This is a genomic window from Micromonospora sp. WMMD812 (genome assembly GCF_027497215.1).
Taxonomy (GTDB): domain Bacteria; phylum Actinomycetota; class Actinomycetes; order Mycobacteriales; family Micromonosporaceae; genus Micromonospora.
In genome coordinates, this window is the sequence record NZ_CP114904.1 from 6,934,185 (window position 1) to 6,948,630 (window position 14,446).

The following is a 14,446-nucleotide window of genomic DNA, read 5'->3' on the forward strand; positions in this document are numbered from 1 at the left end:
CGCAGGGGCGCGCGGTGTGAAAGGGGAGGTATGAATGCGACGTTGAGGGCTCGCGGCTTCGCGGCCCTGACGGCCGGGGTGGTGGTGGTCGCCGGCGCGGTGCTGGCGCCCGTCGCCGCGTCGGCGGCCGATCGGGTGGTGTTGTCCAAGGGGCACACCGACGCGGTCGACGTGCACTACGAGGGTGGTGCGCTGTCGTTGAAGGTGCACGACGACACCGTCAGTCCGTCCGTGACGCGGGATCCGGCGGACGTGACGTTCCAGGTCCTGCCCGAGGCGGCGATGGCCGTTCCGGACGATGCCCGCTTCGCGTTTCTCGGGCCGGCGGGAAGCCAGGTCTGGCTGCTGCCGATGACGCAGGACCCGGATCTGCTCTGGCCGGGCTGGAACACCACCACGCTCGACTCGGGCGTGTTCGCCGGTGACAAGGTGCGGCTGAGCCTGGTCGACGTGCAGGGGCCGGGCAACGTCACGCTGTTCACCCAGGACTCCTTCGGCGGCCCGATCATCAAGTTCCGAAGCGACGACGGCCTGCCGGACGCGATCGATGTTCCGGTGCACACCCACGCGCACTCGAACTGGGCGTTCAGCGCGCTGGGCACGTACACCCTGAAGTTCCAGGCCGACGCGACACTGACCGATGGCACGACGGTCAGCACCGGACCGGTCGACTACTCCTTCGTCGTCGGTGAACTGGCCGGCGGTGGACCGGAAGTCGGCGTGTCGATCAGCGGCATGGCCGACGAGTACCAACCCAACGACACGGTGACGCTCAACGCGGTACAGACGCCGCAGACCGAGCTGGACCACTACCACTGGTTCAGCAGGTGCCCGGGGGCGGACGACTGGACGATCATCCCGGGTGAAGCGGGCGCGAGCTACTCCTTCACCGCGACCAGACAACTCAACGCCTGCGAGTACGTGGTCAAGCTCTACGACGACGACCACGCCGTGGCCGCGACCAGCGAACCGGCAACCCTGTGGGTAGCGTTCCCGCCGGAGCAGCCAGGCGCCGCACAGACGATCACCGCGTCGATTGACGAGTCGCAGGGCTCGCTCGTGATCAGCGTCAACCCGGACGACCGGGCCGTGGTGCTGCCGCCCGCGCAGCTTAACCCCGCCGGTGACCGGTGGGAGAGCACCGGCGAGCTCCGACCTGTCACGGTGACGGACACTCGCGCCGGTCGGCCAGGCTGGAGTGCTTCCGGGCAGGTCCCGGCGGACTTCACCGGCCCGGACGGTGCGACCTTCAGCGCCGGCTACCTCGGCTGGAGCCCTCGGGTGATCGCCCAGGGGCCCGCTCAGGGCGTGGTCGCCGGCCCGGAGGTCGCGCCGTACACGGTCGGGACCGGCGGCGGTATCGGCAACAGCGCGGTGCTGGGCTCGGCACCGGGCGGCGCCGGACGGGGCACCGCACAGCTGGGTGCGGGCCTGCGACTGAGCCTGCCCACCGAGACGGCCGCGGGAACCTACACCGCCACTCTGACCCTCACCGCGATCTGATCGCCCGAACCCGTCCGACGGCCCGGATCTGATCCGGCCACCGGACGTGGCGGGGTGGGCGGGCCGTTGCCGCGACCCGCCCACCCCGCACTCCTCGCACCCTCAGGAACGGACACCGTCCCCGCCATGCGCCTGCTCGCCGCCATCGCCACCGGTATCGCACTGCTCGGTCCGCCCCCGCCCGCCCCGACTCCGGCGACGTCCGCCTCGACCGCGTCCGCGCCGAGCGTGCCCCCACCCGCGGCCGCCACGCCGACCGCGCGGCCCCACAACGCCATTGCCGCGGGTACGGCCGTCCGGGCGCTGGCCGCACCCACCCCGTCCACCACCGCGACCGCACCGGGGTCGTCAGGGTCGCCGTCCTCCGCACTGGCGGCCCCACCCGCCCTGACCTGGGGGGTGGCACCATCGAGCGCGAAGGGCCCGAACGGCCGCCCGGCGTTCACCTACAAGCTCGACCCTGGCGCCACCTTGACCGACTACGTCGCGGTCACCAACCATTCGACGCGCCCGCTCACCCTGAATCTCTACGCCAGCGACGCGTCCACCACCACACAGGGCGGATTCGACCTGCTGGCCGGCGGCCAACAGCCCACCGATGTCGGCGCCTGGGTCCGCTTCACCCGCGGAACCCTGACCGTTCCGTCGGCCTCTCGCCTGGACGTCCCCTTCACGCTCACGGTGCCCCGCAACGCCACGCCGGGGGACCACGCGGGGGGGATCGTCGCCGCGCTCGCCGCCACGACGGCGGACGCGCAGGGCAACCAGGTCTCGGTCGACCACCGGGTCGGCGCGCGGATCTACCTGCGGGTGACCGGTGAGCTGCAACCGACGCTGACCGTGGAGGACCTACGCGTGCGGCACACCGGTTCCCTCAACCCCCTTGCCGGTGGCACGCTCACCGCCACCTTCACCGTCCGCAACACCGGCAATGTGCGGCTCACCGGGCGGCTCACGCTCGGTACGACCGGCCCGTTCGGCCTCGGCCGGCGCTCCGTGGACGCGGCGGGGCTGCCGGAGATCCTGCCCGGCGCCGCGCTGACGACCACCGTACGCATGACGGGTGTGCCACCGCTGTTCCGGCTCGCCGCGACCGCCACCGTCACCCCGGCCGCAGTGGACGGCCTGGTCCTCGACCCGCCGCCGACGGCCGACACGGCGCAAGCCGCCATCTGGGCGGTGCCCTGGCCGCAGCTGGTCCTGCTGGCCTTGCTGGCCCTCGTCGGCTGGGCGCTGGTCGCGGCCCAACGGCGGCGCGCCCGACGGATGGCTCTGGCGGTGGCCGCCGCCAGAGAAGAGGGGCGCGCCCAGGCCAGCCAGGAGACCGGACGGACCATTGACGGTCAGCCCGCGGCGGTCGCCGCAGGAATCGGTGCGGAGTCCCGAGCCGCCAGCGACGGCGACACCGCGGCCAACCGCCCGGCGCCGGATCGCGGACGTCCCGACCGGGGCCGTAACCACCGACAACCGGACATCGACCGCACCGGAAAGGACGAGGAATGACACGGCTACGCCGTACGGCAGGAGCCGCGCCGGCCCTCCCGATCGCGTCGGGTGGTGCCGACGCCACCCGGCACATCGCCGCGGGGCGGTGCCACGCCGACGAACCACTACGAAGCCGCCTGGGGAGCGAGCAATGAAGATGAGAACCATGCGCGCCGGCGCGGCCGGTCTCGCGGTCGCCGTACTGGCGCTGACCGCAGGGGGTGCGCCGGCGGCAGCGGAACCCGCCGCGGTCACCGTGGCCGGCGCGGACCTGGTCTCCGTCGCGCTGGACGGTGACTCGATGTCGCTGCGTATCCGGGATGCCGCGCAGGCGGCCCGGGATGCGGCCGGACAGGATCCGGCCGAGGTGGTGCTTGGCCCGGACGGCGGCCTGGCCGGCCGGGTGCCGCCCGGGGAGGGCTTCGCGTTCCTCGGGGCGCCGGGACATGCCGTGTGGTCCCTGTCCGCCGGCGACAGCGGGTTCCCAGCCCTGGACGCCACCGGCGTACGTCCGGGCGTCGTGGCCGAGGACGAGGTGGCCCTCACGCTGCGCTCGGTCGAGGGGCCGGGAACATTCACCGCCTACACCCTGACCGGTCTCGGCACGGCGACCGTGCTCTTCGGCAACGGTCCGGGCTCGGCGCGGTCGGTGCAGCTGCCGGCGGGGACTCGTACCGGCGGCGCGGTCTGGGCCTTCGACGCGGCCGGCGACTACCGGCTCACCCTGACCGCCTCGGCCACCCTGCGCTCCGGGCAGGAGGTCAGCGCCGACGCGACGTACCGGGTGCGCGTGCCCACGATCAGCCCGGTCGAGCAGGCGCCGCCACCGGCCCCGGCCAAGCAGGCGCCGCGGCCCGCCGGGCAGCCAGCGGCGCGGGCACTCGCCGCGCCCGCCGTCGCGCCGCCGCCCGCCGCCGGCAAACCTGCCGTGGCACCACCCGTGGGGAAGGCGGCGGCGGCCCCGACGAGCGCACACCAGGTGATCGCCGACGGGCACCTCGACATGGGCCCGCAGCTGACCGGGGACAAGTGGAGGATCCGGATCAAGGACGACCGGACCAGCCCTCCGGTCTGGCGGGAGACCGCTGACGTGGTCCTCCACGTCAAGGACAACGCGAAGATCACGGTGCCCGCCGGCGCCGACTTCCTCGGCAAACAGGGCGACACCGTGTGGCTGCTGCCCCAGTCGCAGCAGGCAGGCATCGTCTGGCCCGGCTGGAACACCCAGCACGAGTCCGTCGTGTCGGGTGTCAAGGGCAACGTCACGTGGGCGCTGAAGGGCGTCAACGGGCCCGGCCGGTTCGCCCTGTTCCTGACCGGCTCATTCGGCAAGGCCGACGTGTTGTTCGACTCCGCCAAGGCTTTCCCCCAGCAGATGAGCATCCCGCTGAACACCCACGCTCACGGCAACTGGGCGTTCGGCAAGCCCGGCCTGTACCGCCTCGCGGTGCAGATGAGCGGCACCACCACCGCCGGCAAGGCGGTCACCGATACGAGGACGCTCACCATCGCCGTCGGCGACAGCACGGACCCGAACAGCGGCTTCGGCCCCGGCGGTGGCGGCCCCACCGACGGTGGTGGCGACGGCGGCGCGGATCGGGGCGGTGGCGGACCCCTGCCGCGTACCGGTGCGGGCTGGGTGCTGACGGCCGGAGCGACTGGATTCGTCCTCGTGGCCATCGGCGCTCTGCTGCTGCTTGTCACCCGACGTCGCCGCGCGGGCCTCGCCGACGCGCGGCCCTGATCGGCCCTCCGGGTGGGCCCGGCGGACCGGGGGGCGGCCTCGTCGCCGAGGTCGTCCCAGGCTGACAGCTGTCAGAAAGCAGTTCTCATTTTCATGTTGTTGTCCCGCGCGGCTCGACGGCGGCTCCAGCCGCGCGCGCGGGCCGAGACTTCGGAGGGAAAGGTGCGGATTTTCGGTGCCGGCGGGACGCGCACGCCCGCACACCGCGTCCCACGGCTGCTGCTGTTTCCGCTCCTGATCACGTTGCTGACCACCGGCTGCCGGGCAGAGCCGTCGTTGAGCGCGCACGACGAGCGCGTCCAGATCGTCACCACCACCGGAATCCTGCGCGACCTGGCGGCGCACGTGGGCGGTGGCCGGGTGGCCGTCACCTCGTTGGTGCCCGACGGCGCCGATCCGCACAGCTACGAGCCATCGCTGCGGAACATCCGCGACGTCGTCTACGCCGACGTCGCGTTCAGCAACTACCTGCTCCTGGAGGAGCAGGCCGTCATCAAGGCCCTGGACGCCAACCTCCGCGGCGGCGTACCGAACATCTCGCTGGCCGAAGGGGCGGTGAAGTACGCCGCGGAAATCATCCCGCTGGTCGAGGACGTGTCGCTGGACACCATCTGGCTGGGCATGCGAGTGCGCGGCACCGGCGCGGCGCACGGAGCCAACCGGTCCTCCGACGTGCTGCTCAGCGCGACCGCGGCGGACGGCCCAGGCCGAATGATCGCGTACCTGACCGAGTCCTTCGGCAACCCGTCGTTCTACGTCGACACCGCCGACGGGTTCGACCCCGCCGGCGGCTACCGTGACGACACCGCCACACTGCCGCCGGACGCACACACGCACATGAGCTGGGCGTTCACCGAGCCCGGGGTCTACCGGCTGGCCATGCGCGCACGGCTGGCCGTCGACTCGGGGGCGGCCCCCATCCCCATGGGCGACCAGGTCTTCACCTTCGCCGTCGGAGTGGATCCACACTCGGTGCCGGGGATGGCCGGCGCAGAGGTGCTGAACTCCGGACACGCCGATCTCACCGTCGACCTCGACGAACGCAGGCTCTACCTGTTCGCCGACCCGGAGGGCAGTGGCGAGGCGAACCAACGGGTGTACGACCCCGCCCACACCGTGATCGATGTGCCGAACAAGGCGCTGCTCGAAGTGCCAGGCGACCGGACGTTCCGGTTCCTCGGCCGCCCCGGCACGCAGGTCTACCAGCTGCCACAGGCAGTCCTGGGCAAGCACGTGCACGGCGAGATCGACCCACACCTGTGGCAGAACGTCCGCAATGCCATCTCCTACGTCGAACTGATCCGCGACACCCTGATCGGGGTCGACCCCCCAGGCGCCGCCACCTACCGCACGAACGCCTCGACCTACATCAGGCAACTCGAAGCGCTCGACACCTACGTCCGCGACACGATCGCCCAGATCCCACCGTCACGACGCCACCTGGTCACCACCCACGACGCGTTCGGCTACCTGGGCCAGGCGTACGGCATCCAGATCTCCGGCTTCGTCACCCCGAACCCCGCGACCGAGCCGAGCCTCGCCGACCGTCGCCGGCTCACCGAAACGATCCGCAACCTGCACATCCCCGCCGTGTTCCTGGAACCGAATTTGGCGGCCCGCGCCACCACCCTGACCGAGGTGGCGCGCGAGAAGGGGCTGCGGGTGTGCCCGATCTACGGCGACACGTTCGACCGTGACGTCACCAACTACCTCGACATGATGCGGCTCAACGCCGAATCGCTGCGCGACTGCCTGACCACGGCGAAGTAAGGGAGAAACAGTGACGGCAGGACAGGCGCGACGGCTCACCCGCACCACCACAACTGTCATGCGATGGGCGCTCGCGACACTGATCGTGTTCTCGGTGGCACCGAACCCCGCGGCGGCCAAGGAGCCGACACCGGGCCTCAGCCAGTCGATCGCGGCGGACCAACCGCTCGCCACCGGCCGGGCGATGCTCGCCGCCGGGCACGTCGACATCGGCCCCCGCTACGTCGACGACCGGTGGGCCCTGCTGATCCACGACGGCACGCAGGCGAAGCCCGTGTGGCGAGACCCCGACGAGACCCTGCTCCGCGTGTCCGACGCCGCGCTGCAGACCGTGCCGGACGATCCGGCGTACGCGTTCCTGGGTGTCGACGCCGGGAAGCGGGTGTACGTGGTGCCGCAGACGCAGAACCAGGACGTCGTCTGGCTCGGCTGGAACACCCAGGACCCCCGCGTCATGCAGACCATCGACCGCGGCGTCACCCTGACCCTGCTCGGCGTACAAGGACCGGGAACCCTGACGACGTACCTCCAGTCCGGCAACTTCGCCGCACCCCAACCGCTGTGGCGATCCGCCGATCCTGCGGCTCAGCCCTTCTGGGCCGAGGTCAACACCCACACCCACGCCAACTGGGTCTTCACCGAGCCCGGCGTCTACCTGATCGCGGTGCAGGTGTCGGCCGACCTGATCAGCGGTGAGAAGGCCTCGGCGACCGGCACCCTGCGCTTCGCGGTGGGGGACGCGACCAGCACCGACGAGGCTCTCGCCGCCACGGCGGACCTCCCCACAGCCCATGGCCAGGCACCACCCGACGGCGACCGAACCGAGCCCGGAGCGTCGACCGACGGAGCCAACAGCCAGCTGCTCGTCGTGCTCAGCGGCGCGGCCATCCTGCTCGCCGCCGGCCTGGTCTTTCTCCTGCTCCGAGGACACGGCGCGAGACGCCGGGCCGAGCAGGAACGCCGTCCGTCGCCGTCAGGAGACCAACCGTGAGAGCTCTGGACATCGAGAAGCTGGACGTGGACCTGGGCGGCCGGCCGGTACTGCGAGAGGTACAGCTACACCTCGATCGGGGCGAACTGGTGGGTTTGCTCGGCCCCAACGGCGCCGGGAAGACCACCCTGCTGCGCGCCATCCTGGCACTGATCCGCACCCGCCATGGCCGAGTGCTGGTCGAGGGCAGGCCGGCCCGCCCCGGCCGGTCCGGGATCGGCTACGTCCCACAACGCCACGAATTCACCTGGGACTTCCCGATCTCCGTCGAGCAGGCCGTGCTGAGCGGCCGCACCGGCCGGATCGGCCTGCTGCGTCGTCCCGCCGTCGCCGACTGGCGAGCCGTCGGCGACGCGCTCGACCGCGTACAGCTCAGCGGCCTGCGTCGCCGACCGGTCGGCGAGCTGTCGGGTGGACAACGGCAACGGGTTCTGGTCGCACGGGCCCTCGCGCTCGCACCGAGCATCCTGCTCCTCGACGAGCCGTTCACCGGGCTCGACATGCCCACCCAGGAGCTGCTGGGCAACCTGTTCAGCAGCCTCGCGCAGGAGGGCAACGCCGTGTTGATGACCACCCACGACCTTCTCGCCGCGGTCGACGCCTGCAGCCGGCTGGTCCTGCTCAACGGTCGGGTCATCGCCGACGGGCCCCCCGCCGACCTGCAGGACGCCCGGTTGTGGACGAGAACCTTCGGAGTGAGCGCGACGTCTCCACTCATGAAGCTGGTGAAGGTGGCCTAGTGTCGATCATTGATTTCGTCACCGACCTGCTCAACCCCGACCTCGCGTTTCTCCCCAAGGCACTCGCGATCGCCGTCATGTCCAGCATCGTCTGCGGCGTCGTGGGCTGCTACGTCGTCCTCCGGGGTATGGCCTTCATCGGAGACGCCGTAGCCCACGCGGTCTTTCCCGGAATCGCCGTCGCCTTCGTCCTCCAGGGCAGCCTCGTGCTCGGCGGTGCAGTGGCCGGCGTCGCCACCGCACTGCTGATCGCGATTTTCTCGCAGAACCGACGCGTCAAGGAGGACTCCCTCATCGGCGTGTTCCTGGTCGCCGCGTTCGCCCTCGGCATCGTCGTCATCTCGCAGGCTCCCGGCTACGCCGGATCGCTGCAACAGTTCCTGTTCGGCTCGATCACCGGCATCCCCGACCGCGACCTCTACCTGGTCGCCGGCACCGGCCTGGTCATCCTCGGCCTGGTGCTCGCCCTGCACAAGGAGTTCGTGGCGGTCTGCCTCGACCGGGAGATGTCCCGCGCGATGGGGCTGCCGGTCTTCTGGCTCGACATCGTGCTCTACGTCCTCGTGACCCTGGCCGTCGTGATCTCCCTGCAGACCATCGGCAACATCCTCGTCCTGGCACTGCTGATCACCCCCGCCGCGGCGGCCCGGCTGCTCACCGACCGGCTAGGCGTCATGATGCTGCTCGCCCCGGTGATCGGTGGCACGTCAGCCCTGGTCGGGCTGTACCTCTCCTGGAGTTATGACACACCGGTCGGAGGCACCATCGTCTTGGTCGCCACCGCCGTCTTCCTCGCCGCCTGGCTGTTCGCCCCACGGCACGGTCTCCTGACCAGGCGTTGGCGACGCCCGGGCCGGCAACCTCTCGCCGACGACGGCAGATCAAATTCCGTGTCCGCTCCCGCTGACTCCCATTCGCCGGGTCCGACGGTGCCTGCTCGTGGAGGCCGGGTGCTCTCGCATGCCGACGGGAGGATGTTGGCCGACGGCGGCGACGATCGGCGACCATAGTCGACATGGCATGGGACCTGTCATGAGGTTGCCCCCTCAGGGCGGGCTGCCGCCGGTGGATGAGGTGGCCGGCGCAGTCGTGGAGATCGCTTGCGACGAATCAGGGTTCTCCGGCACCAACCTGCTCGATCCAGCCACGCCGGTGATCACGCACGCGAGTGCCGACCTGCGCGCCGAGGAGGCGGCTGCGCTGATCACGACACTGCGGTCCGGATTCCGCTTTTCGCCGAACGAGTTCAAGTCCCGGCAGTTCCTCCGCCGACCCGAAGCGGCTGAGATGCTGCGGTGGTTCCTGGCGGCGCTGCGCGGCCGGGCACACGTCCATCTGATCGACAAGCAGTACTTCCTCGTCACCCGCATCGTCGACCTGCTGCTGACCGAGCCGTCGTACGCGGCCGGTACCCGCCTGACCCAGGAACACCGGTCGGCCGCCCTCGCCTTGTATCGGGCCAGACACTCAGCCGGTTCAGACTGGGGGACGTTCCTCGCGGCCTTCGTCGAGATGCTCCGGATCAACCGGCGACACCAGCCGGATCACTGAACCGTGGACCGGTTCCTCCAGGCACGGGATGCGCTGATACGACACGGGCTGGGCGTGCGGGCCGAGGCCATCCTCCACGGCCTCAGCCGGACCCGCGTGCGCATCATCCTGGCCAGGCTGAACGACGACGACCGCGCGATCCCGCCACCGCTGGAGCCGTTGCTGCCGGCGCTGGCCGAGACCGTTCTGTTCTGGAGCGGCCGGAGGCGGCGGGTGCTGGTGATCCACGACGAGCAGAGCGCCCTCACGGCCGACCGGTTGCGGCGCCTCCAGCAGATACTGGCCGACGGCGCCGGACTTTCGCCGTCCGGGTCGCCGCTGGCCGGGCTGGTGATGGTCGACTCCCGGGATGATCCACGCGTCCAGGTCGCCGACCTGCTCGCCGGGCTGGCCCGGCGGCTGCCGGGGATCGTCGACGACGGCCCACTCCAGCCGTTGATCTCCCCGACCTCACTGCGCGATCCGATCGGCGAAGCCCTCCCGGCGTGACAGCCAAGCGGGGGCCGGGCTACCGGAGGCTCAGGCGGCTGATCGAGCACGATCTGGGCACCGATCAATCGCCGACCTTCCCAGTACGCGGGCCAGGCTCAGCTCCGCGGTCCCGATGGTGGACTCCGTCAGGGCGGTTGCCCACGGCGCCGATAGATGCCGGCAGCGACCAGGTGGGTGGTGAACCGGAACGACGTGCCGCACGTCACCACGTGCAAGTGGGGACTCGCCATCCCTTCATCCCCGACATCGCGGCAAGCCGATCGCCGCCGAGAACGGCCGGGACGGGGTCGGGCAACAAGGAGGGCAGGTACCCGCGACACAAGGAGTGAGATGAGCAGACGTAACGGTCTGACAACGGCGCTGGCACTGGCGGTCATCGTCGCGGCGGCGGTGACACCGGTCCAGGCCGCCCCGGGAGCCGCGTCGCCACCATCGGATACCTCGGCCGCGGCTCCGGGTCAGGGGAGTTGGGTCACCCTGGTAACCGGTGACCGGGTGCTCGTACGAACCGTGGCCGGGCGCACCGACCTGGCAGTGCATCCGGCGCGACGGGCGGCGCCGGTGAGTTTCCAGGAGCTGACGCGGCGCGGCGATCGGTATCTAGTGCCCGCGGACGCTGCCGCGCTCGTGCAGGCGGGCGTGCTGGATCGGGAGCTGTTCAACGTCACCGGCCTCGTGCGACAGGGGTACGACGACGCACGCACACCGAACGTTCCACTGCTGGTGCGGTACGCGGACACCGGACTGGCGGCCCGGTCGGCCCCCGCGGCGGGGGCGACCGTGCGCCGGGCACTGCCGCGACTGCGCATGACGGCGATCGACGAAAAGAAGTCCAGCGCGGCAGAGTTCTGGCGCGGACTGCTGCCGGATGGCCGCCAGCCGTCGGGCGCCCGCACGACCAGATTGGCCGACAGCATCGAGAAGATGTGGCTGAACGGCAAGGTCCGCGCCAGTCTCGAGCAGAGCGTGCCGCAGGTTGGCGCTCCGGCTGCCTGGGCGAAGGGCCTGACCGGCACGGGCACGACGGTGGCCGTCCTGGACACCGGCATCGACGCGAATCATCCAGACCTGGCCGGACGAGTTGTCCACTCGAAGGACTTCTCCGGCAAGGGCAGCGTGGCGGACGGCCACGGGCATGGCACCCATGTGGCGTCGACTATCGCCGGCTCGGGCGCGGGCTCGGAGGGCAGGCACCAGGGAGTTGCCCAGAGCGCCACGCTCGCGGTCGGCAAGGTGCTGGACGACTTCGGCTCCGGGTCATTTGACGCGATCATCGCGGGAATGCAGTGGGCGGCGGTCGACGCCCAGGCCCGGGTGGTGAACATGAGCCTCGGCGGCCCGATTACGGACGGCACTGATCCCTTGTCCGATGCCGTCAACACTTTGACCCGGGAGCACGGGACGTTGTTCGTCGTCGCCGCCGGCAACGAGGGAGCCGATGAGGCGGTGTCCACGCCGGCAGCCGCTGATGCGGCGCTAGCAGTGGCCAGTGTGGACAAGAGCGACGAGCTGAGCCCCTTCTCCAGCCGCGGCCCGCGATTGGGTGACGGCGCGGCAAAGCCGGAAATCGCGGCGCCGGGCGGGGGCATTGTGGCCGCCCGACCGGGCGGCGTGCCGCCGCTCGGCACACCGGTGGGCGATGCGTACCAGCAGTTGGACGGCACCTCGATGGCGGCCCCGCACGTCGCCGGGGCCGCGGCGCTACTCGTCCAACAGCACCCGGACTGGACGGCTGACCGGCTGAAGTCGGCGTTGATGAGCACAGCGGTCGAGGCTTCCGCCGGAACGTCGGCGGTGGGCAGCGGTCGGGTGGACGTCGCCCGAGCGACCAGCCAGCCGGTGACCGCGACCGGCAGCGTCTCGACCTTCCTCAAGTGGCCCAACGTGGGTCAGCCGCAGAAGCGCACCGTCAGCTGGTACAACCACGGGTCCGTTCCGGTACGCTGGCGTTCTCAGCAGCGCTCAGCCGCGGTGACGGGCAGCCCGCACCCGCCGGGCTGCTCGCGTTGTCCGCCGAGACAGTGACCGTCCCGGCGGGTGGGAGCGTGCCGGTGGAGTTGACGGTAACCGGCCAGGACGGCGCCGCCGGCACGTACGGTGGCGTGCTCACCGCCCGCAGCGCCGACGGGACGATCACCACCCGAACCGTGCTGACGGTGCGCCAGGAAGCCGAGATGTACGACCTGACGGTCAACCTGGTCGACCGGGCCGGAACCTCCCCGCCGTCGGGTGAATTGCCCAGCGTGTCGATCTTCGATCTCGACCACAGCGACTTCTTCTTCTGGGGGACGCCGGGCACCGTGCGGCTACCGGCCGGTCGGTATGCCGTGCACGCCACGATCCAGACCCCCCGGGCCGGACAGGAGCCCACGTACAGCTTCATCTCTCACCCGGAGCTGAAGGTCGATCGGGACAGGGTGCAGACGCTCGACGCCCGAGACGGCAAGCGGGTGTCGGTCAACCCCGACAACCCCGAAGCCCGCGGCGGCGGTTACGCCATCACGACGCACACCAAGGTCTCCGACTGCGCCTGTCCCTCCACCGTCCTGTCCCTGCTGGACCCCCGTTTCCAGGAGGCGTACGCGGCAACGGTGCCCGGCACCAGCTCGCCGAGCTTCGCCTTCGGGCAGGCACGGCGGGCGACCGAGCCCGAGCTGGAGCTGTTCACCGGAGGCAGGAACCGCTTCGAGGTCGCAGTCGGCTGGCTGTCCGGGGCGCCGGCATCGGCGCAGCGCGCCACCCTGCCGGCCGTCTACGGCGGGGGCGGCACGCCGGCTGAGCTGGCACGAATCGATGCCGAGGGCAAACTGGTCCTCATCGAGGTTCCCGGCGACACCACCGACGAGGAGGTGCTCGAGCGGACCGCCGCCATCAAAGAGGCGGGTGGAATGCTGGCCATGCTCAACGCTCCGGCCGATGCTTCAGGCCTGGTCCGCGCCGCTGGGCAGGCGCCCGACGATCCCGCGGCGGCCCTGCCCACCCTGCTCGGTTACGGCCAGACCGCGCAGCGATTCACCGACATGGTCAAGGCGGGTGACACCACGGCGTCCTACGTCAGCCGACCGTGGACCGAGTCACGGTACGAACTGACCTATGGTGTGCAGCGCCAGATCACCGCAGCCCAGGTCCACCGGCCGCGCACCCAGGACCTCGCCGCGGTACGGACCACCTACCACGACAACGGGGCCGATTCCATGCGCCACTTCGGCGCAGCGACTCCGTTCTTCGGCACGTCCCTGTCTGCTGGTTGGACGCTGCCGGTACGGGTCCCGACGGAACGCACCGAATACTTCACCCCCGGCTCCTGGGAGCTGCACCTCGGCTGGCGGGGCGGAGACATGCTGCACGACAAGCGACACTTCGAGGCCGGGCGCGGCAACCGGATCGCCTGGAACAAGGCCGTGGCAGGGCCGACATTCCCCGGTACGACGCAGACCCTGGACGGCGAGAGACCATGGGCCTGGCGCAAGGACGGCGCGATCGACGTGATCCTGCCGATGTACGGCGACGCCGCCGGACGACCACGAGTTCCCTTCCCCTACGACGGCACCGACACCGGCTCGATCAGCCTCTACCGGAACGGGGCACTCGTGCGAACCGAGCCGACGCCCGACACGGCCCGATTCGACATACCGGACGAGCCGGCGACCTACCGACTGGTTGCCGAGACCAACCGCGCGGCCGAGTGGTGGCCACTGTCGACGAAGGTGTCAGCGACCTGGAGTTTCCGCTCGTCGACCGAAGACGAGGCGAAGGCGCTGCCGCTGTTGACCACCCGGTTCGATCCCGCGGTGGACCTTCGGAACCGAGCTCCAGCCGGACCGTTCACCTTCCCGATGTACGTCGAGCGGCAGGGCGACGACCGGGTGAAGCTCACCTCCCTCACCGTCGACGTGTCGTACGACGACGGCGGCAGCTGGCAACCGGCCACCGTCACCCCGGCCGGTAACCACTGGACCGTCGGCGTCGCCTCCCCGGCCACCGGCTATGCCTCGATACGGGCGAAGGCCACCGACACCGACGGCAACACCGTGGAGCAGACCGTGCTGCGCGCCTACCAGATCGGCGGGTAGTCCCGACCGACATCGCCGGACGGTTGCGGCGTTCCCCGCGGCAACCGTCCGGCGGGCCGACACACCGACTGGCGATGACCGCGCGGGATCAGCTGGC

The 14,446-nt window shown here is 70.9% G+C and carries 10 protein-coding genes and 1 pseudogene; all 11 read left to right on the forward strand.

The genetic code is table 11. From position 1 onward, the window contains the following. Positions 1–30 precede the first annotated feature (30 nt). Positions 31–1,503, forward strand: coding sequence for a choice-of-anchor M domain-containing protein (locus O7603_RS31990; RefSeq protein ID WP_281573435.1), 1,473 nt, complete (start codon positions 31–33; stop codon positions 1,501–1,503). Positions 1,504–1,629: 126 nt separating this feature from the next. Then, the gene (locus O7603_RS31995) at positions 1,630–3,006 is read left to right on the forward strand and encodes a DUF916 domain-containing protein (protein WP_281573436.1); all 1,377 of its coding nucleotides are present in this window, start codon (positions 1,630–1,632) and stop codon (positions 3,004–3,006) included. 133 nt (positions 3,007–3,139) lie between these two features. Beyond that, positions 3,140–4,732, forward strand: a complete 1,593-nt coding sequence (locus tag O7603_RS32000) for a TIGR03773 family transporter-associated surface protein (protein WP_281573437.1) — start codon at positions 3,140–3,142, stop codon at positions 4,730–4,732. A gap of 216 nt (positions 4,733–4,948) precedes the next feature. Further along, positions 4,949–6,502 carry an anchored repeat ABC transporter, substrate-binding protein gene (locus tag O7603_RS32005; protein ID WP_281576896.1) on the forward strand — a complete coding sequence of 518 codons (1,554 nt, stop codon included), beginning with the start codon at positions 4,949–4,951 and terminating at the stop codon, positions 6,500–6,502. 58 nt (positions 6,503–6,560) lie between these two features. After that, positions 6,561–7,493, forward strand: coding sequence for a choice-of-anchor M domain-containing protein (locus O7603_RS32010; RefSeq protein ID WP_281576897.1), 933 nt, complete (start codon positions 6,561–6,563; stop codon positions 7,491–7,493). Beyond that, complete coding sequence (locus tag O7603_RS32015; protein ID WP_281573438.1) at positions 7,490–8,233, forward strand: anchored repeat-type ABC transporter ATP-binding subunit; 744 nt, start codon at positions 7,490–7,492, stop codon at positions 8,231–8,233. Before O7603_RS32010 ends, O7603_RS32015 begins: the two co-directional genes overlap by 4 nt. Continuing rightward, a pseudogene (locus O7603_RS32020) lies at positions 8,233–9,081 on the forward strand (anchored repeat-type ABC transporter permease subunit); the annotation flags it as partial. The gene O7603_RS32015 and the pseudogene O7603_RS32020, both read left to right, overlap by 1 nt. A gap of 184 nt (positions 9,082–9,265) precedes the next feature. Further along, a complete protein-coding gene (locus tag O7603_RS32025) occupies positions 9,266–9,784 on the forward strand; it encodes a hypothetical protein (RefSeq protein ID WP_281573439.1) in 519 nt (172 codons plus the stop codon). A 3-nt stretch (positions 9,785–9,787) separates the two neighbouring features. After that, positions 9,788–10,273 (forward strand): hypothetical protein, encoded by a 486-nt coding sequence (locus O7603_RS32030; RefSeq protein ID WP_281573440.1) that lies wholly within the window; start codon positions 9,788–9,790, stop codon positions 10,271–10,273. A 333-nt stretch (positions 10,274–10,606) separates the two neighbouring features. After that, positions 10,607–12,301: a S8 family serine peptidase gene (locus O7603_RS32035; RefSeq protein WP_281573441.1), complete on the forward strand. Its 1,695-nt coding sequence runs from the start codon at positions 10,607–10,609 to the stop codon at positions 12,299–12,301. 26 nt (positions 12,302–12,327) lie between these two features. After that, positions 12,328–14,349 (forward strand): hypothetical protein, encoded by a 2,022-nt coding sequence (locus tag O7603_RS32040; protein WP_281573442.1) that lies wholly within the window; start codon positions 12,328–12,330, stop codon positions 14,347–14,349. Positions 14,350–14,446: the final 97 nt, after the last annotated feature.